The 16,872-nt window shown below is 72.3% G+C and carries 19 protein-coding genes; 6 read left to right on the plus strand and 13 right to left on the minus strand.

What is annotated here, in order from left to right; translation table 11 throughout:
• Position 1: 1 nt before the first annotated feature.
• On the minus strand, positions 2-658 hold the full coding sequence (locus tag AB0E05_RS22590) for a TetR/AcrR family transcriptional regulator (protein ID WP_361966222.1): 657 nt from the start codon (positions 656-658) through the stop codon (positions 2-4).
• A gap of 178 nt (positions 659-836) precedes the next feature.
• On the opposite strand from AB0E05_RS22590, the gene AB0E05_RS22595 reads away from it, so the two are divergent.
• Both AB0E05_RS22595 and AB0E05_RS22600 read left to right on the plus strand, forming a co-directional pair.
• Positions 837-1,475 carry an SRPBCC family protein gene (locus AB0E05_RS22595; protein WP_361966224.1) on the plus strand — a complete coding sequence of 213 codons (639 nt, stop codon included), beginning with the start codon at positions 837-839 and terminating at the stop codon, positions 1,473-1,475.
• A 99-nt stretch (positions 1,476-1,574) separates the two neighbouring features.
• Positions 1,575-2,405 (plus strand): methyltransferase domain-containing protein, encoded by an 831-nt coding sequence (locus AB0E05_RS22600; RefSeq protein ID WP_361966226.1) that lies wholly within the window; start codon positions 1,575-1,577, stop codon positions 2,403-2,405.
• Positions 2,406-2,420: 15 nt separating this feature from the next.
• Here AB0E05_RS22600 and AB0E05_RS22605 read toward each other — a convergent pair whose 3' ends face one another.
• Positions 2,421-3,167 carry an SDR family oxidoreductase gene (locus AB0E05_RS22605; RefSeq protein WP_361966228.1) on the minus strand — a complete coding sequence of 249 codons (747 nt, stop codon included), beginning with the start codon at positions 3,165-3,167 and terminating at the stop codon, positions 2,421-2,423.
• A 163-nt stretch (positions 3,168-3,330) separates the two neighbouring features.
• Between AB0E05_RS22605 and AB0E05_RS22610 the strand changes: the two genes are divergently transcribed.
• Together AB0E05_RS22610 and AB0E05_RS22615 are read left to right on the plus strand one after the other, a co-directional pair.
• Positions 3,331-4,557 carry an MFS transporter gene (locus tag AB0E05_RS22610; RefSeq protein ID WP_361966230.1) on the plus strand — a complete coding sequence of 409 codons (1,227 nt, stop codon included), beginning with the start codon at positions 3,331-3,333 and terminating at the stop codon, positions 4,555-4,557.
• A gap of 129 nt (positions 4,558-4,686) precedes the next feature.
• Positions 4,687-5,439 (plus strand): DUF2071 domain-containing protein, encoded by a 753-nt coding sequence (locus tag AB0E05_RS22615; RefSeq protein ID WP_361966232.1) that lies wholly within the window; start codon positions 4,687-4,689, stop codon positions 5,437-5,439.
• Positions 5,440-5,451: 12 nt separating this feature from the next.
• Here the strand turns inward: AB0E05_RS22615 and AB0E05_RS22620 are convergent, their stop codons facing one another.
• From AB0E05_RS22620 to AB0E05_RS22655, 8 genes are all read right to left on the minus strand, one after another.
• Positions 5,452-6,108 carry a maleylpyruvate isomerase N-terminal domain-containing protein gene (locus tag AB0E05_RS22620; RefSeq protein ID WP_361966234.1) on the minus strand — a complete coding sequence of 219 codons (657 nt, stop codon included), beginning with the start codon at positions 6,106-6,108 and terminating at the stop codon, positions 5,452-5,454.
• Between the two features lie 47 nt (positions 6,109-6,155).
• Positions 6,156-6,701: an AAA family ATPase gene (locus AB0E05_RS22625; RefSeq protein ID WP_361966481.1), complete on the minus strand. Its 546-nt coding sequence runs from the start codon at positions 6,699-6,701 to the stop codon at positions 6,156-6,158.
• Between the two features lie 108 nt (positions 6,702-6,809).
• On the minus strand, positions 6,810-7,835 hold the full coding sequence (locus AB0E05_RS22630; protein ID WP_361966236.1) for an ABC transporter permease subunit: 1,026 nt from the start codon (positions 7,833-7,835) through the stop codon (positions 6,810-6,812).
• The gene (locus tag AB0E05_RS22635; protein ID WP_361966238.1) at positions 7,832-8,758 is read right to left on the minus strand and encodes an ABC transporter ATP-binding protein; all 927 of its coding nucleotides are present in this window, start codon (positions 8,756-8,758) and stop codon (positions 7,832-7,834) included. The genes AB0E05_RS22630 and AB0E05_RS22635 overlap by 4 nt, the downstream gene beginning before the upstream one ends.
• 105 nt (positions 8,759-8,863) lie before the next feature.
• Entirely contained in the window at positions 8,864-9,532 is a 669-nt protein-coding gene (locus AB0E05_RS22640; RefSeq protein WP_361966240.1) for a response regulator transcription factor, read from the minus strand.
• Positions 9,529-10,665, minus strand: coding sequence for a histidine kinase (locus tag AB0E05_RS22645; RefSeq protein WP_361966242.1), 1,137 nt, complete (start codon positions 10,663-10,665; stop codon positions 9,529-9,531). The genes AB0E05_RS22640 and AB0E05_RS22645 overlap by 4 nt, the downstream gene beginning before the upstream one ends.
• A 195-nt stretch (positions 10,666-10,860) precedes the next feature.
• Positions 10,861-11,730: an MBL fold metallo-hydrolase gene (locus AB0E05_RS22650; protein ID WP_361966244.1), complete on the minus strand. Its 870-nt coding sequence runs from the start codon at positions 11,728-11,730 to the stop codon at positions 10,861-10,863.
• Positions 11,731-11,831: 101 nt separating this feature from the next.
• Positions 11,832-13,091, minus strand: a complete 1,260-nt coding sequence (locus tag AB0E05_RS22655; protein ID WP_361966246.1) for an acyl-CoA thioesterase/bile acid-CoA:amino acid N-acyltransferase family protein — start codon at positions 13,089-13,091, stop codon at positions 11,832-11,834.
• 236 nt (positions 13,092-13,327) lie between these two features.
• On the opposite strand from AB0E05_RS22655, the gene AB0E05_RS22660 reads away from it, so the two are divergent.
• Positions 13,328-13,804, plus strand: coding sequence for a VOC family protein (locus AB0E05_RS22660; RefSeq protein ID WP_361966248.1), 477 nt, complete (start codon positions 13,328-13,330; stop codon positions 13,802-13,804).
• A gap of 25 nt (positions 13,805-13,829) precedes the next feature.
• Here AB0E05_RS22660 and AB0E05_RS22665 read toward each other — a convergent pair whose 3' ends face one another.
• The 3 genes from AB0E05_RS22665 to AB0E05_RS22675 all read right to left on the minus strand — a co-directional run bounded on the left by AB0E05_RS22665 (position 13,830) and on the right by AB0E05_RS22675 (position 15,636).
• A complete protein-coding gene (locus AB0E05_RS22665) occupies positions 13,830-14,639 on the minus strand; it encodes an APH(3'') family aminoglycoside O-phosphotransferase (protein WP_361966251.1) in 810 nt (269 codons plus the stop codon).
• A gap of 37 nt (positions 14,640-14,676) precedes the next feature.
• A complete protein-coding gene (locus AB0E05_RS22670) occupies positions 14,677-14,943 on the minus strand; it encodes a hypothetical protein (protein ID WP_361966253.1) in 267 nt (88 codons plus the stop codon).
• 75 nt (positions 14,944-15,018) lie between these two features.
• The gene (locus tag AB0E05_RS22675) at positions 15,019-15,636 is read right to left on the minus strand and encodes a class I SAM-dependent methyltransferase (protein ID WP_361966483.1); all 618 of its coding nucleotides are present in this window, start codon (positions 15,634-15,636) and stop codon (positions 15,019-15,021) included.
• Between the two features lie 718 nt (positions 15,637-16,354).
• Here AB0E05_RS22675 and AB0E05_RS22680 point away from each other — a divergent pair.
• Positions 16,355-16,783 (plus strand): DUF1992 domain-containing protein, encoded by a 429-nt coding sequence (locus tag AB0E05_RS22680; RefSeq protein WP_361966255.1) that lies wholly within the window; start codon positions 16,355-16,357, stop codon positions 16,781-16,783.
• The last annotated feature ends 89 nt before the right edge of the window (positions 16,784-16,872 follow it).

The raw sequence follows: 16,872 nt of genomic DNA on the forward strand, positions 1-16,872 counted from the left end.
GTCAGGTGCGTCGGTGCGCCAGTAGGTCGTCCACTTCGGCCGCGTAGAGCAGGGCCGGATCGAAGCGCATCCCGGTGAAGTGGCCGGCGAGTTCCAGGGACAGCAGGCCGTGCAGCCGGGTCCAGAAGGTCAGGGCCCGATGGACGGTCGCGGCGGGGGCGGGGTGGTCGTCGGCCCACTCGCGGTGCCTTTCGAGGTGGACGGCGAACGGCGCCCCGTCGCCGTCCCACTCGTGCGCGGCGCACGCGTCGAGCAGGGTCGCCATGGTCTCGGACGCGACACCGGTCAGCTCTTCGGGCGCGCGGTAGCCGGGGACCGGGGTGCCGTAGATGAGGAGGTAGCGCTGGGGATCGGCCAGGGCCCACTCCCTGAGCTCGTACGCCAGTCGGGCCAGGTCGGCGCCGGCGGACCGGGCCGCGCGCAGGGTGCCGGCGAGGCTTCCGTACGCCTCCCGGATGAGTTCGGTGATCAACTCGTCGCGGCTGGCGAAGTAGCGGTAGAGCGCGGGCCCGCTCATGCCCATCTGTTTGGCGATCGCGTTGAGGGAGAGCGCGGACGCACCCGCCGTGGCGATCTGCTGCCAGGCGCGTTCCTTGACTTCCGCGCGCACCTGGGCCCGGTAGCGCTCCCGCGGGGTCTTCGTTCCCGGCTCCGTCATGGACCGCCCCACCCTCTCAGCTAGAGCTCAAAAGTTTCGCTAGAGGGTATCACTCAGCCACTTGCCTCACCGCGCGACATCACGTTATAACTTCTAACGTACCGAAGAGCTTCTAACGCAATGGGCTGACGAGCCCTCAATGCCCGCCCTTCGTCCATCACTTGACCAGGAGACCGTCATGTCCTTCGTCCGCAGCCGCAGCGCCCGCGCCGCCCTCCTCACCGTCCCCTTCGTTGCCGCCGGCCTCCTCGGCACGGCCGTCGCACCTGCCGCAGCCACCCCCGCCCAGCCCGCCGGGTCCCTCACCTGCCGCGGGGAGGGCGTCGATCCCGAGGCCCCGGTGCGCTACCGCACGGAGACCGTGATCGACGCCCCGTTGCACGTCGTCTGGAAGCTCCAGACCGACGTGGAGCGCTGGCCTTCCTGGCAGCAGCACGTCACTTCCATGGACCGCCTCGACGACGGCCCGTTCCGGAAGGGAACGGCGTTCCGGTGGACGACCCCGGTGCCGCCCAATCCGGTGACGCCCGCCCCCAGCCTGGACATCACCTCGACCGTGGAGCAGATCAAGCGGAACTCCTGCATCCGCTGGACCGGTCCCGCGGTCGGCGAGGGGCTGCGCATCGACGGCGTGCACGTGTGGACCTTCACCAAGGTCCAGGGCGGCATCCGGGTCAGCACCGAGGAGACCCATGCCGGCCCCTTGGTCGAGCAGAACGTCTCCTTCGCGACGGAGGTCCTGCGACAGGGCCTCGAAGGATGGTTGCGCGATCTGAAGACCGCCGCCGAGTCCCGCCCCGGCTGCCCCCGCCGCTGACCCGCTGAACTCGGCCCCGCTGCCCGGAATCCGCCGTTCCCTGGGGGACGCCCGTGGGATCCGGGCATGATGGGGAGATCCGGATTCGAGGAGGCAAGAGTGGCCGACGGTGTCCAGGGGACAAGCCCGACGATGCGCCCCACGGTGCATGAGACGTACGGGCCAGCCGATCTCAGCCGTGAACCGATCTTCGGCGGCGGTTTCATCAACTTCGGCTACTGGCGGGCCGTGGACCTGACCCGGCCGCTCGGCGAGCAGGAGCGTGTGCGCAGCCAACAGGACCTGTACCGACACGTCTTGGACACCGTTGCGCTCACCGAGCACAGCAGCGTGCTGGAGGTGGGCTGCGGGCTCGGGATGGGCTCCGCCCTGGCTCTGGAGGAGTACGGTCCCGCCGCGGTGACCGCCGTGGACATCCACCCCCAGCAGCTCCAGCGCGCCCGTGAGACGCACGTGGACCTGCTGCGGCGGGAGCCGGGACGGCTGCGGTTCGTCCAAGGGGCCGCGGAGGAGATCCCGTTGGAGGACGGCGGGTTCGACGCCGTCGTCAGCGTGGAGGCCGCTCAGCACTTCCCCGACCTGGACGCCTTCGCACGGGAGACCTCGCGGGTGCTGCGTCCCGGCGGGCGAACGGCCGTGACCAGCTTCTTCACCGTGGACGACGCGCCCGCCCGCCCGGAGGAACTCGCGGGCCTCCTCGACACGTTCGCCAACGGCCTGGACATCGCCCGCCCGGTGTCCGCCCTGGCGGACGCGTTCTCGGCGGCCGGGCTCACCGATGTGCGCGTCGAGTCGATCGGGGCGCAGGTGTGGCCGGGGTGGGACCTGTGGCTCAGCCGCTGGTGGGCCCCGGACACCTGGCCGCGGAACTTCCTGCGCGCCTTCGAGCGGGGGATCCTCGACTATCACGTGGTGACGGCCACCCGCTGACCCCGCGTGCGTTCGTCAGCCGGGGATGGCCCCGACCAGTCCCCCGTCGACCACCAGGTCCTGGCCGTTGACGTAGGACGCGTCCGACGAGGCGAGGAAGGCCACGGCCGCCGCGACCTCCTCCGGCCGACCGAACCTGCCCGTGACGACCCGTCCCGTGATGACCTCGGCCTCGGCCGGACTCAGCGCGTCGGCCGGGTACATGGGCGTCTCGATGTACCCGGGGCTGACGGAGTTCACCCGGATCCCCCGCGGAGCGAGCGAGGCGGCCAGGGTCCTGGCCAGGTTGTGCACGGCCGCCTTGGTCGCCGAGTACACCGTGAGGGCGCTGTTCCCACGGTGCAGGGTCCAGGACGCGTTGATGACGACCGAGCCGCCGTCCACCAGCAGCGGCAGCGCCCTTTGGACCGTGAAGAAGACCCCCTTGAGGTTGACGTCGACGGCCTGGTCGAAGTCCTCCTCCGTGATGTCCTCGAACGCACGGATCGTGCCGGTGCCGGCGTTGGCGAAGAGGCTGTCCACCCGGCCGTGCCGATCCCGGACGAGGTCCATCAGCGCCGCGATCGCACCCAGGTCACCGGTGTCGGCGACGGCGCCGGTGGCGTTCGGGCCGAGTTCCTCGACGGCGGCGTCCACGCGGTCCCGGGCCCGGCCCGTGATCACGACGCGGGCGCCCTCCGCGATCAGCCGGTGCCCCGTCGCCAGGCCCATCCCGCTGGTGCCGCCGGTGATGAGGACGGTCTTCCCACTGAAACGGTCCATGCCCCTGCCCCTTGTCGCCGTCTGCCCGGTGCCGCGGATGACGTGGCGCGCCCGGCGCCAGTCGGACGGCATGCTACTGATCGCTTGATCATCACGCCGTGAATCGACCGCGGTTGCGGTAGCGGCCCACATGAACGGCAAGGCGGCCGGGCAGGGTTCCCTGGTGCTCCTGACACCCGAGACGACGCGAACCTCCGAGCACGTCTGGTCCCGCGACTTCACCCTCTTCTTCGTGGCGCGGACGGTGTCCGTCCTCGGCGACCACATGCTCATACCGACGACGATGACGGTCGCCATGCTCCAGGCGGGGCACGGCGTCAACGGCGTCGGGTACGCCCTCGCCTCCCACACGGCGCCGCTGGCCCTCTTCGTCATCTACGGCGGCGTCCTCGTGGACCGGTTCACACCGGTGCGCGTCATGATCGTCGCGGACGTGCTCCGGCTGGTCCTCCACGCAGCCCTGGCGCTCGCCTTCGCCACCGGCGACCCCCCGCTGTGGCTGGTCCTCGGTCTGCTGGCGCTGAGCGGGGTGAGCACCGCGGCCTTCCAACCCGGCTACGCGAGCGTCATCCCGCAGATCGCCAGCGACGTCCAGAAGGCCAACGGGGCGATCCGCGTGGCGGAGTCGCTGATGACCGTGGCGGGCCCCGCCACCGCGGGGCTGCTGCTCGCCTTCGCCTCCGTCCCGGTCGTCCTCGCGATCGACGCCGCGACGTTCGCGATCAGCGCGGTCTGCCTCCTCGCCCTGCGGTTGAAGATCCCGCGCTCGCCCCGACGCACCACCATCCACCGCGACCTCGCCGAGGGCTGGCGGGAGTTCCGGGCCCGCACCTGGCTCTGGGGCGTCATCGTGATCTGGATGTTCTACCAGGTGACGGTGAACGGCCCCTTCCTCGCCCTGGGACCGAGCCTGATCACCACCTGGCACGGCGAGGGCACCCTCGGCCTCGTCCTCGCGATGTTCGGCCTGGGCAGCGTCTTCGGCGGGCTCGTCGCCATGCGGTTCAAACCGGTCCGCCCGCTGCGGGCGGGCGCCGTCGCGCTGCTCGGCACGGTCTTCAGCCTGCTCGCGGTGGCCCTGCAACTGCCCCCTGCGCTCATTGCGACCGGCTACGTCGTCCAGGGGGCGGGGGCGGCGTTCTGGATCGTCATGTTCCACACCAGCGTCCAAACGAAGATCCCGCCCGACGTGCTCGGCCGGGTGCACGCCTACGACGTCGCCGGTTCGCTCGTGATGAGACCGGTGGGGCAGGTCGCGGTCGGGCCGGTGTCCACGGGGGTCGGTGCCGAGCCGGTGCTGTTCTTCTCCTCGGCGATGCTCGTGGTCACCGTCGGCCTGCTGCTCGCCGTACCGGCCATCCGCGGCCTGCGAAGAGCCGACGCGACCTAGGAACCGGCGACGGCACAGAGGTACGACCGGTGGCTCCCGGGCCGCGCGGTCCCGCTCGCGGTCGCGACGCTCGTACCGTGCAGTCGGACCGGCCCCGTGCCGGTCCCCCGGCTCTGCCATTCTTGCCGGGTGCAGACTCCAGCGCCCATCACCCCCGACGCCCCGGCCCCGGTGTCCACCCCGCTCCTCACCCAGCAGTGGCTCGACCTGTGCTTCGTGCACTGGGCAGTGCCGCCGGACGCGGTGGCGCCGCTGCTCCCCCGCGGCACCGTCCCCGACACGTACGACGGCGTGACGTACGTGGGCCTCGTCGCGTTCCGCATGCACAAGGTGGGGTGGCTCAGGCTGCCCGGCGTGCCGTACCTGGGGTCCTTCCCGGAGACCAACGTCCGGCTGTACTCGGTGGACGGGCACGGCCGGCGCGGCGTCGTCTTCCGGTCCATGGACGCCTCCCGGCTGATACCGGTGGTGATGGGGCGCGTGGGGTTCCGGCTGCCGTACGTGTGGTCGCGGATGGCGGTCCGGGCCGTCGGCGACACCGTCACGTACACCAGCTCGCGCCGCTGGCCCGGGCCGCGCGAGGCAGCCAGCCGACTGCGGGTGCGTCGGGGTGAACGCATCGAGGAGCCGACCGAGTTGGAGCACTTCCTCACCGCGCGGTGGGGAATGCACAACGGGTTCTTCGGCGGGGCGTCCTATCTGGCGAACCACCACCCGCGCTGGCCCCTGTACCGCGCCGATCTGCTCCACTGTGAGGAGAGCCTGGTCACGGCCGCGGGGCTGCCCGCGCCCCGCGAGGCCCCCGTCAGCGTCCTCTACTCCCCCGGCGTGCCCGTTCGGCTCGGCGTTCCCGATCGCCGGCGGGCCACGCCCGCGGCGTGAGGGGACGTTCCGTCAGCCGAGGACGAGCGGGACCCGCAGACCCGCCTCGGCCAGTGCTGCCCCCTCCTCTGGTGTCGCAGTGCGCCGGCCGGTGCCGACGAGCAGGGCGTCCTCGTCGGCCCAAGACGTCGGGAAGGCCGCCCCGGCGATCTCCTCCAGCAGCGCGCGGGCGCCGGCCAGCGCATCGGCGGGCGGCCGGGGCGCCTTCGGCAGGTGCGCGACCAGGTCCAGGTGGTGCAGCGTCCACTCCATCACGTACGCGTGGAGGTAGTCGCCCGCCGTCAGCACCACGTCACGGGTGCTCACCCGTAGGGCGGGGTCGGCGAGTTCGGCGGCGCGGCCGGCCGCCGAGCCGACGTCGTCGAGGTGGAACTTCAGCAGCCAGGACTCCCCGTACGCGGCGGCCAGCCGTACGGTGAGCGCGTCGAGCGGGTCGTCACCGCTCGGCGACTCCCCGGCGACCTCCCAGTACGTCGCCGCGTTGCGTGTCACCGCGGCGTCGGTCGGGGTCACCAGGGTGATCAGGACGTCCTGGGCGTCGACGACCAGGTGGCACACCAGGTCCCGCACGAGCCATCCGGTGCAGCCGGACGGGCGGGCGAGGTCCTCGTCGGCGAGCTCGGCGACGGCCGTCCGCAACGCCGCCCACGAGCGTAGGAAGAGATCCACGCCCGCACGCTAGCAGCGGCGACGGCCGCCGACCGAGAGGCGGTGCGCTACTCTCCGCTGCCCGGACGGACGCGGGCCAGCACCTGGTCGACCAGGTCACCGGTGGGCGCTTCGCCGTCCAGGAACACGGTGTCACCGGGCAGGGCGTCGACCGCGGCGACGCACGACGCGATCTGCTCCTTGCACCAGCTGCGGACCTTCGCCTCCTGCTCCGGGTCGCCCGGAGCGTGGATCCGGTTGTCGATCCGCGCTTCGAGGACCTGCGGGGAGACCTTCAGGAAGAAGTGGTGGGCGGCGATGCCGCGGTCCCGCAGCCCGTCGAAGATCTCCGCGTGATACCCCGGGTCGACCAGGGTCATCGGGACCAGCAGGGGACGGCGGTACTCCGCCACCAGCCCCGCGGCCAGTTCGACGACCTGTCGTCGCCACAGCCGCAGGTCCTGGAAGTTGCCGGTCGGCACCGGCACGATCTCCCGCAGCAGATAGCCGACCTGTTCCGGGTCGTACACGAGGGCTTCGGGCCAGTGCGGTCGCAGCGCGTCCACCAAGGTGGTCTTCCCGCTGCCGAACGCGCCGTTCACCCAGACGATCACGTCGCTGCCTCCCATGTTCCTGCCTCCCTCTTCCGCGGCGGACTCCCCCGTTCCGCGGTGGCGTCCGTCCGCGCCCCAGCATGCCGGACCGGTGTGCCGGGGCGCGCATCAACTCGTCCGGCGTTGGATCCGCCAGAGGCCGAAGGCGGTCAGCAGCGCGCTGAGCACCAGGTAGATCGCGCTCTCCAGCCCTTGGAAGATCCAGTAGCGGCTGCCCGGGTGATAGCGGACCTCGACGTGCAGGTCGTGCTTGGCCAGGCACACGGCGGTGTCACCGAAGGTGCCGTCCGCACCGGTCTTGGGCGGGCTGTCGAGGCAGTCGCCGAACGTGGCTTCGTCGAGCGTCGCGCCGTTCGCGGTGCGCAGCGGGCTGGTGTCGGCGATCCACGCGTCGGGGGCGTTCGGGATCCGCACCCCGTTGATGACGGCTCCGCCGGCGATGCTGCCCAGGTTCTTCGCCCCGTTGATGGCCTGGACCGTCATGGGGAGTTGGGCGGTTTGCGGCGGCATGAGGTCGGGCCGTACGACGTTGGGGAAGAAGAACTGGAAGGCGATGAAGCCGACGAGGGTCACGGCCATCGCGGGCAGGGTGCGCCGCAGGAGCAGTCCGCTCACCGTGCCGACGGTGAAGGCCAGCGCGGCGTAGCCGAACGGGACGACGTCGCGGGCACCGAACTCCACGGCGCCGAAGCGGTTCTCGGCGATCTCGTCGAACGGGTGGGCGGCCCAGGTCAGCAGGGCGGCGGCGGTTCCCGTGAACACCACGGCCGCGAGGCCCACGACGAGGACCTTGGTGAGCAGCCAGCGCCGTCGGGTGACGCTCTGGTTCCACACCAGTCGATGGGTGCCCGTCTCCAACTCCCGTGCGATCAGCGGCGCGCCCCAGAACGTGCCGATGACGGCGGGGACGAGGCCGAGTCCGGCCGCGACGAACAGCAGGGGGTTCTTGTGGGCGCTCTCGAACTGGTCCCTCGCCCGGGCGCAGTCGCCCCCGTCGTCGCAGGTGGCGCGGTAGGCGTCGAAGCCGTCGCGGATGTCGGCACCCAGGTAGGTGAGGAACGCGGCGATGACGAGCAGCGCGCCGAGACCGAAGAGCGCTTGGGCGCGGAACTGCCGCCAGGTCAGCCAGATCATCGCCGGCCCTCCCCTGCGTCGGCGGTGACGGACCGGGCGGCGAGCGCGCCGGTCGCCCGGGTCAGGTATCCGAGGACGAGTTCTTCGAGGGGGACGGGTTCGACCGGGTGCGCCGCCCACTGGGGCCGGCCCGTGGCCCGCACCAGGGCGGTGGTGTGGGTGGTGCGGTGTTCCGCCGAGATGACCTCGATCCCGGCGGGCAGCCGGTCGAACCGGTGGCGCGGCGCCACCAGCCGGGCGTGCCGGGCCAGCAGGTCGCGGGTGTCGCCGGCGAGTTGGACCCGTGCGTCGCAGAGCACGACGAGGTGGTCGCAGACCTGGGCGATGTCGCCGAGGAGGTGCGAGGACAGGATGGCGCTGGCGCCGAGTTCCTGGACGAACTCCATGAGGTGGTGCAGGAACCCCTTGCGGGCCAGTGGGTCGAGGGCCGCCGCCGGCTCGTCGAGGATGAGCAGTTCGGGGCGCTTGGCCGCGGCGACGGTCAGCGCGAGCTGTGCCCGCTGGCCGCCGGAGAGCTGTCCGGCCCGCTTCTTCATGTCCAGCCCGACCTGGCGGATGCGGCGCTCGGCGAGTGCGGCGTCCCACGCCGGGTTCGTCTTGGCGCCCAGCTCAAGGTGTTCTTCGACGGTGAAGGAGCCGTACACGGGGGTGTTCTGGGCGACGAAGCCGACCCTGGCGAGGTGGGCGGCGCCTGCGCCCGGGCGCGCGCCGAGGACGGTCAGCGAGCCCGCCGTGGGCTCGATCAGTCCGCAGGCAAGGTGCAGCAGCGTCGACTTGCCGGCGCCGTTCGGTCCGACCAGGCCGATGACGCGGCCGGCGGGGACGGTGAGGTGCACATCGTTCAGGGCCGGTGTGCCGCGGCGGCCGTACGACTTCGTCAAGCCGTCGGCGTGCAGCGTGGGCGGGTGTTCTGGGTGTGACATGCCCTGAATCCTCAGGGTTCGTCCCGGTGGTCGGCACCGGCCTCACGGACGGTTCCGGCGCTCGGGGACCGTACTTTCGACCGGTTCGCGACGCGGTGCGCCGCGTCAGGCGGGGTCCGTGTCGACAAAGCGGTTCTCCCAGGCCCAGGCCGCCACCTCGACCCGGTTGCGCAGCCCGAGCTTGGCCTGGATGCCGGACACGTGCCCCTTCACCGTGCTCAGCGAGATGAACAGTTCGGAGCCGATCTCCTGATTGGTGCGCCCCCGTGCGACGGCCCGGACGACTTCCATCTCCCGGCCGGTCAGGGGCGGCGGCTGCCGGCTGCCCGAGCGGGGCCTGGGAGCGTCGTCGTTGAGGTGGCGCAGCAGTCTGAGGGTGATCGACGGCGAGACCAGCGCCTCCCCGTTGTGGGCGGCGCGGACGGCTTCGATCAACAGGGCGGGCCCGGCGTCCTTGAGGACGAAGCCCACCGCGCCGCCGCGCAGCGCCCCGTACACGTACTCGTCGAGGTCGAAGGTGGTGACGACGATGACCCGCAGCGGGTCGACCGCCTCCGGGCCGGCGAGCGCCCGGGTGACCTCGATGCCGTCGAGCGCGGGCATTCTGATGTCGACGAGGCAGACGTCGGGGCGCAGCCGTCTGGCCAGCGCGATCGCGTCGGCCCCGTCCGCCGCTTCCCCGACGACGGTGATGTCGGGCTGGTCCTCCAGGATGAGGCGCAGCCCGCGGCGGATCATCGCCTGGTCGTCGGCGATGAGGACCGTGATGGTCATGGGGCGGGCTCCCTGGTGGGGACGGGCAGGGTGGCCCGTACGGACCAGCCGGGGCCGGGTCGGGGGCCGGCGTGCAGCGAGCCGCCGAGCGTCTCGACGCGTTCGCGCATGCCGACCAGTCCGTAGCCGCCGCGCGGGCGGGGGCGGGCGGGGTGCGGCGGGGCGTCGTCGACGACCTCGACGGCGACGCCTTCCCGGGAGCGGGCGACGTCGACCTCGACCGTACGGGCGCCGGGTGCGTGGCGCAGGACGTTGGTGAGCGCTTCCTGGACGATGCGGTACACGGTGCTGGTCACTTCGGGCGGCCAGTCGGCGGCGCCCTCGGGCGTGCGCAGGCGCACCTGCGGGCCCTGTCGGGCGAACCGTTCCACCAGCGCGCTCAGCTCCTCCGGGCCGGGCGAGGCGGGCGCCGCGTCGTCGGTGTCGCGCAGCAGCCCCACGACGCGGCGCATCGCGACCAGCGCTTCCGAGCCGGCGGCTTCGATCTCGGCCAGCGAGTCCGGGACCTTCCCCGGGTCCCGTCGGGCCACGACCTGGGCGGCCTGGGCCTCGATCAGCATGCCGGTGATGTGGTGGGCGACGACGTCGTGGAGTTCCCGGGCGAGTTCGAGCCGCTCCGCCCGGCGCACGCCGTCGGCGGTGGCCCGTGTTCGGTCGTCGTGGGCGCGGGCCCACAGGCCCACCGCGACGGCCGTCAGCCAGCCCACGGCGGTGATGGCCGCCACCGAGGACGACGGTCGGGCCGCGAGTTGTCCGGCGATCAGCGGCAGCCCGGCGGCGGCGAGGACGGCTGCCCGCGGCGCGGACAGGGTCCTGACGGCGGATCCGACGAGCACCGCGAGCCCCAGGGTCATCGCGGGCCCGGGTTCGGCGGGCAGTCGGACGTCGGGCAGGAGTCCGACGAGTACGGTCACGGCCGCTACGCCGACGCCCGCGACCGCCGTCCGCATCAAGGCGCGGTGGCGCAGCAGCGCGAGGGCGCACACGACCACGGAGGCGACGGTGCCGAGGAGCCAGTACGCGGCTCCCCAGCTCTCTTCCACGGCGAGTGCTTGGAGGGCGATCGCCGCCAGGAACAGGGCGCCGAGCGCGACGGCGGGGGCCTTCGCGGCCCACCGGTCCACAGCGGTCACGCCGATCAGGCTAGCGAACGCAGGGCTGCGGCCAGCTTGGTGCCGGGTTCGCCGCCGGGCGTCGCCGCTGGCGGTCGGGGTGGCCGTTGCGCGTTCGTCATGGTGATCAGGTTAGGGAGCGGGGCCCGGTGGCGGACCGGCCGAAAGTACGGAATCGGCCGCCGACCGCCCTGGCTGACGGCGGCCGGTCGGGGTTCACCAGCGGATGGCCGTGAAGTCGATCGGGCGGGGCTGGAGCAGTTGTGTGCGGTGCGCCAGCGCCCGCAGCCGACGGGACATCTCGTCGGCCGGCAGGCGCCGTCGGTCGCCGTGGCCCGGCAGCACCCACTCGAACCGCAGCTGCGGCGCCACCCTCGCCAGGGAGGCGGCCAGTTCTTCGATGGAGTACCAGGTCACGCTCTCCGCGACGGCCAGGTCGTCGGTCGTGCGCGACCAGTAGAAGCTGTCGCCGCTGAAGCAGTACCGGCCGTCGGCGACGTACAGCACGCTGCCCTCGGTGTGGCCGGGCAGCGGATGGACGGTGACGCCTTCGGCGATCTCCTTCGGCTCGGTGCCGTCGAGGACGCGGTCCGCGTCCGGCGCGGCGTCGATGTCGCCTTGGTGGATCCACAGGCGGGCACCGTAGTGGTCGGCGTAGCGACGGCCGTGTGCGGCGTGGTCGCGGTGGGTCAGCAGCACGTCGGTGACCGGGCCCCTGACCGCGTACCGTTCGGCGAGCGACGTGCTCCACCGCGGCGTGTCGATCATCATCTGCGTGCCGTCCGGGCGCCGGAGCAGGTACGCGTTGGCGCCCGCGGTCTGCGGGGAGTTGTGCCCGCACAGCAGCACGTCGTCGTCCAGGGCCAGCGGGAAGGGGTCGTCGGCCGGGTCCAGCCGACCGGAGGCGGGGCGGATCGAGCGGGTGTGGCAGGCGAAGGCCGCGGCGTGCAGGAGCCGGGTCTCCGCCTCGTCCACCGGTAAGCGCCGCACCTGCGACTTCCCGTCGACCTCGACGAGCACTTCGGGTGCGAGCTGCCGGGCGACGTCACAGTTCGTACAGCGGTCGTCCACGTACCAGCCGTCCACGGGGGCCTCCTCACGAGTGGTGGGCGCCCCCGGGCGGGGCACCCAGCCACCCATATCCCACGTGCGGGCGACCGCGGTAGTCCCCGGTGCCCCGTCGGCCCTCAGCTCTGGAGCAGTTTCAGCGTCTGCGCCCAACTGTCCGAGCGCGCCTGTTCGTTCGCGACCCGGGTGCCGCCCATGTTCATGAGCGCGCCATGCACCGGGTGCTTGAAGCGCAGGCCCTTAGGGAGGTTCGGCGGCATGCCGAGGGAGTGCCCGGCGTCGTCGTAGGTCAGGGATCGGTGCTGCTGGCCCGACGCGCCGCGCTGCTCGGCGATCCTCTTCACGGAATCCGCCGTCGGCCACAGTCCGTCCTCACCGCCGGCGACGGCGAGCACCGTACCGCGCACCCGGTCGAGGGGGATCGTGATGTGCTCGATCGCCTTGCCGTCCTTCGTCCAGGCCGGCTCTCTCCCGATAGGGAACCCGGGGTTGGTGTTCTCGCTCGGCGAGAAGAGGACGACGTCGTGGACCAGCTCAGGGTGGTACTGCGCGAGGAGCTGCGCGGCCTCGCTGCCGCGCGAGGAGCCGATGACGGTCGGCCGCCGTACCGGAGCGCCGGCTTCCTTGTGCAGCAGCCGGGCCGCGGAGGCGAAGTAGCCCAGCTCGATCCGCCCCAGGTTCTCCGGGCGCTCGGGGCAGCCGAAGTAGCACAGGGCGAGCACGGGGTGCCCTCGGGAGGCCCACACGGCGGCGGAGTACGGGTCGCTGGGGCCGCCTTCCGAGCCGCCGAGGTTCAACACCGGCGTTCGGCGCTCCTGCCCGGGTGCCGGCAGGTACAGCGTGCCGACCACCCCGTCCTTCGCCGCGGTCAGCGACCGGTGGGTTACGCCCTCGCGCAGCCAGGTGCGGGTCAGCCGCTCGACCGCGACCTGTTCCCCGTCGGTCTCGACGGCCAGGTCCACCTCGTACGAGGACTGGTCCTGCGGCCATTTGGGGGCGAAGAACGACTCGTCGGGGTCGCCCTTCGCGGGCTCCATCGACCAGAACAGGCCCATGCCGTCGGCCTTCTCGTACGTGCCCGAGCGCGGCCGGGCGCGGTTCAGGTCCACCGTCCCCTTCTTGTCCGCGGCGAACTCGGCCCGACCGGTCCACTTCATCCCTTTGTAGTCCGTGGCCTGCGAGGTCACCCTCACCTTCTGGCCCGCTTCCAGACCGGTGACCTGGATCCGCACGGACTCGTCGGCGAGGGCCGCCTTCTTGTCGACCCGGAGCTGTACGTCGCTGTTGTCCCGGTCGCCGTCTCCGCTGCTGCACCCGGCGGCGAACAGCAGCGCGAGCCCGGCGGTGGCGGCAACAGCCCGTAACCTTGGTGTCGTCATCTCTGCTTCTCCCCCTGCGTGCGTCGCACCGTCTTCCGTTCCTCGCACGAGCATGCGTGACGGCGACGGCGGGTTCATGGGGCGTTTCCGGCAATGTCCGGCCTCGGAGACTGCCGCACACCGGTGAGTTCCGTGGTCCGCAGCGGTCTTCATACGTGGAGGGTCCCGCTTCGGCCGCCCGGGGTGGCGGGCCCGTTGACCGCGCGCACAGCGCGCCCGAACGCCAGGAGAGTGCAATGCCCCGGATCATTCCGAACCTGTGGTTCGACACGCAGGGCAAGGAAGCCGCCGAGTTCTACTGTTCGATCTTCCCCCGCTCCCGGATCACCCGGGTCATGCACTACGGCGAGGCCGGGCCGCGGCCCGCGGGCACCGTGCTGACCGTGGACTTCGAGCTCGACGGCCAGCGGTACACGGCGATCAACGGCGGCCCCGAGTTCACCTTCACCGAGGCGGTGTCGCTGCTGGTCGAGTGCGCGGACCAGGAGGAGGTGGACCGCTACTGGCGGGCACTGACCGCGGACGGCGGCGAGCCGGGGCAATGCGGCTGGCTCAAGGACAAGTACGGACTGTCCTGGCAGGTGGTGCCGCACGGTCTGGACGAGGTGCTGAGCGACCCCGATCCGGCTCGCGCGGACCGCGCGATGCGGGCCATGTTCACCATGAGCAAGCTCGACCTCGCGGCGATCGAGGCAGCGGCGGACGCTCCTTAGGCGTCTCCCCTGGATGGGACGGGCCCTAGCCCCAGGTCAGCGGGTCGAGGTGGAGGTAGAAGCGCTGGCGTTCAGCGTCGAGCGCGATGCCGTAGTGCTCGGCGAACGCCTCGTCCGCGGCCCGTGCTTGCCGTTCGTCCGGCCAGGTGTCCCGGGAGTTGGCGAGCAGCAGGGAGATGTCGGCGTAACGGTCGGCCCGGCCGAGGCGGCCGAGGTCGATGAAGCCGGAGACGCGCAGGGTCGCGGGGTCGAGGACGATGTTGGGCAGGCACAGGTCGCCGTGGCAGACGACCGTCTCGGCCGCTTCCTGGGCGAGGCGCTCGTCCAGTTGGGGCGCGAGTCGGGCGAGCAGCTCCGTGCCGGGGGTGTCCCGCTGCTCCTGAGGGAGGAAGTCGGGGTTGACGGCGCCGCGGGCGACGACGTCGCGGGCGGTGGCGAACACGGCGGTGAGGTCGCGGGCGAAGGGGCACCGCTCCGCGGGCAGGTCGTGCACCTGGCGTACGGCTTCGGCGATCGACCGCCAGGCCGTCCACAGGTCCGCTGCCGGCACCCGGTCCGCGGGCACTCCGGGGACCGCGCTGGTCACCAGTACGGCCGCGGTTTCGTTCGCGCGCCAGTCGAGCACCCGTGGGCCGGGGATGCCCTGTTCGGCGAGCCAGGCGACGCGGTCGCGTTCGGCCGTCAGCTCGGCCGTGTCGGAGGCGGGGACGCACTTGGCGTACCGCGCGTCGTCCGACGAGCGCAGGACGACGGCTCCGGACTCGCCGCCCGTCACGGGCTCCCAGCCTCCGTCGGACTCCGGCAACTCCCCCACCAGCGACGTGGAATCGATCATGCGGAGAGCCTAACCGAGTGGGTCAGAACGGGGCCTGTCACGGGACGTCGCCGGCCCAGTCCCATCGACCGGGACAGCCGGGGCGGGGACGGTACAGGGTCCTGCCGCCCGCTCCGTAACGGCCTATCTCGGTGGTGAGTGCGGCGCCGGTCTCCCGCTGGTCTGGCGTCCAGTCCGTGAGGTCCAGCAGCAGGCCGTCGAGCGGCCCAGCGACCAACTGGGCGTAGTCCCGGCCGGGTCGGGGGCCGGGGTGGTCGTGGTCGGCGCCGTACACCCGGCCCCGCATGAAGCTCTCCGCATCCATGCCACCAGCCTGGCATCCACCACTGACAACGCACGGGGGCGCCGCAGGGCGGGGCGGTCCACGGTTCGTGGTGCGTCACGTCCGTTCACAGAGCAGGAAGAGGTGAGGCTCGGCGGGCCGGTTCGGGTCCGGCAGTTCCAGCGTGGCCTGGTGCGACCACCGGACCGTGAAGCCCGCCGCGGTCACCACGGCGGTGAAGGCTTCGGAGTCGAAGCTGGTGACCCGCACCGTCTGCCCCATGAACTCGACGGTCACGCCGTCGACGTCCAGCGGGACGGTGGCGATGGCCAGCCGCCCGCCGGGGACGAGCGCCCGGGCGATGCGGTGGAGCGTTCGGGACTGCTCGTCGCGGGACATCTGGAGGAGGGAGAAGTACACGCACACGGCGTCGTAGGAGCCGGCCGCGAGGTCGAGGGTGCGCACGTCGGCGCAGATGAAGGAGCCGCCGGGCACCTGGCGGGAGGCGAGGTCCACCATGACGGGCGAGATGTCGACGCCCAGGACGCGGTGGCCGGCGTCCACGAGGGTCTGGGCGGTGGGTCGTCCCGTGCCGCACCCCAGGTCGAGGACGCGGCTGCCGGGGGCCAGTTCGGCCAGGAGGCGGCGCAGGGACGCGTGGTGTCCCGGGGAGTGGGCGAAGGAACGCTCGTAGTCGGCGCCCAGGGCGTCGAACACCTCGGCGGGACCGGCGATGTGCTCGTCGGTGGCGGGCTCGTCGACCGTGTCCGTCGGGGGCTGCGCGGGGCGGGCGCGGGAGAGTTCGAAGAAGCCGGGGACACTGCCCAGCAGCAGGAAGCCGTCCCACAGGCGTCCGGCCGCCTCACCGGTGGGCACCGGGGCGACGACCGGGCCGAAGAACCCTACGCGCTCACCGTCCGGCGCGGTGACCGCGAGGACGGGGGTGCCGACGTCGTCCCCGACGAGCGCGACGGCCTCGGCGTGCGAGGTGCGGATCGCGTCGTCGTACGCGGTGGACTCGGCCGCTCCCGCGAGTTCCGGCGGCAGGCCGGCGTCCGTGAGGACCCCGGTGAGGTTCCCCCAGTCCCCGTCGCGGTGGAAGCGGTTGCCCATCGCCGTCAGCAGGTCCCCGAGCGCCTGCTGTCCGTACCGGGCCTCCACCGCGGCGCACAGCCGCACCGGGGCCCACATGTACTCCTCCCAGTCGCCCTCGGGGTTCTCGTCCCGGTGTTCGTTGAGGACGGACAGGCTCATCACCCGCCAGTGCACGGCCAGGGGGCGTACGGCCGCCGCCTCCACCAACCACCGGGACGTGAGCCAGGTGTACGGGCACACCGGGTCGAACCAGAAGTCCACCGTCTGCGGCTTGGTCATCGGCCCCACCTCCTGGGCCCAGGTATACCCCTCGGCCGGGCCGGGCGGGACGTACCGGCCGGTCTGGGACCATGGACACATGACCGAACGCAAACCGCCGGGTGTCAGTCAAGAGTCCTGGGTGGACCACCAGATCCGCGATGCCGAGGCACGGGGCGAATTCGCCTCCCTGCCGGGCGCCGGAAAGCCCCTCCCCGCCGACGTGGAGGCCCCCTACGACGAGCTGTGGTGGATCAAGCGGAAGATGGCCAGGGAGGGGATGAGCGTCCTGCCGCCCGCCCTCGCCCTGCGCAAGGAGGCCGAGGACGCCCTGGAGGCGGCGTGGGCCGCGCCCTCCGCGGAGGCGGCCCGGCGCATCGTGGCCGAGGTGAACCCGCGGATCATGGAGATGATGCTGCGGCCCCCGCCGGGTCCTGCGCTGGGCCTGAAGCCCTACGACCTGGACGAGATCGCCCGCGAGTGGCACGCGCGGCGGACCGCGGGCGGAGCGTCCGCGGCCACCGACTGATCCGTCCCGGGCGGGAACGTCAGCGCGGCGCCGACCCGAAGGCCGACGCCGCGCCGTCAAGCGCTCAGTGACACGGTGACCGCGCGCAG

This window comes from Streptomyces sp. NPDC048057 (assembly GCF_040653095.1).
Classification (GTDB): domain Bacteria; phylum Actinomycetota; class Actinomycetes; order Streptomycetales; family Streptomycetaceae; genus Streptomyces.

Coding starts and splice junctions, on each gene's coding strand:
- AB0E05_RS22590 (WP_361966222.1), bottom strand. CDS start 658: ATGACGGAGCCGGGAACGAAGACCCCGCGGGAGCGCTACCGGGCCCAG.
- AB0E05_RS22595 (WP_361966224.1), top strand. CDS start 837: ATGTCCTTCGTCCGCAGCCGCAGCGCCCGCGCCGCCCTCCTCACCGTC.
- AB0E05_RS22605 (WP_361966228.1), bottom strand. CDS start 3,167: ATGGACCGTTTCAGTGGGAAGACCGTCCTCATCACCGGCGGCACCAGC.
- AB0E05_RS22630 (WP_361966236.1), bottom strand. CDS start 7,835: ATGATCTGGCTGACCTGGCGGCAGTTCCGCGCCCAAGCGCTCTTCGGT.
- AB0E05_RS22635 (WP_361966238.1), bottom strand. CDS start 8,758: ATGTCACACCCAGAACACCCGCCCACGCTGCACGCCGACGGCTTGACG.
- AB0E05_RS22640 (WP_361966240.1), bottom strand. CDS start 9,532: ATGACCATCACGGTCCTCATCGCCGACGACCAGGCGATGATCCGCCGC.
- AB0E05_RS22655 (WP_361966246.1), bottom strand. CDS start 13,091: ATGACGACACCAAGGTTACGGGCTGTTGCCGCCACCGCCGGGCTCGCG.
- AB0E05_RS22660 (WP_361966248.1), top strand. CDS start 13,328: ATGCCCCGGATCATTCCGAACCTGTGGTTCGACACGCAGGGCAAGGAA.
- AB0E05_RS22665 (WP_361966251.1), bottom strand. CDS start 14,639: ATGATCGATTCCACGTCGCTGGTGGGGGAGTTGCCGGAGTCCGACGGA.
- AB0E05_RS22670 (WP_361966253.1), bottom strand. CDS start 14,943: ATGGATGCGGAGAGCTTCATGCGGGGCCGGGTGTACGGCGCCGACCAC.
- AB0E05_RS22680 (WP_361966255.1), top strand. CDS start 16,355: ATGACCGAACGCAAACCGCCGGGTGTCAGTCAAGAGTCCTGGGTGGAC.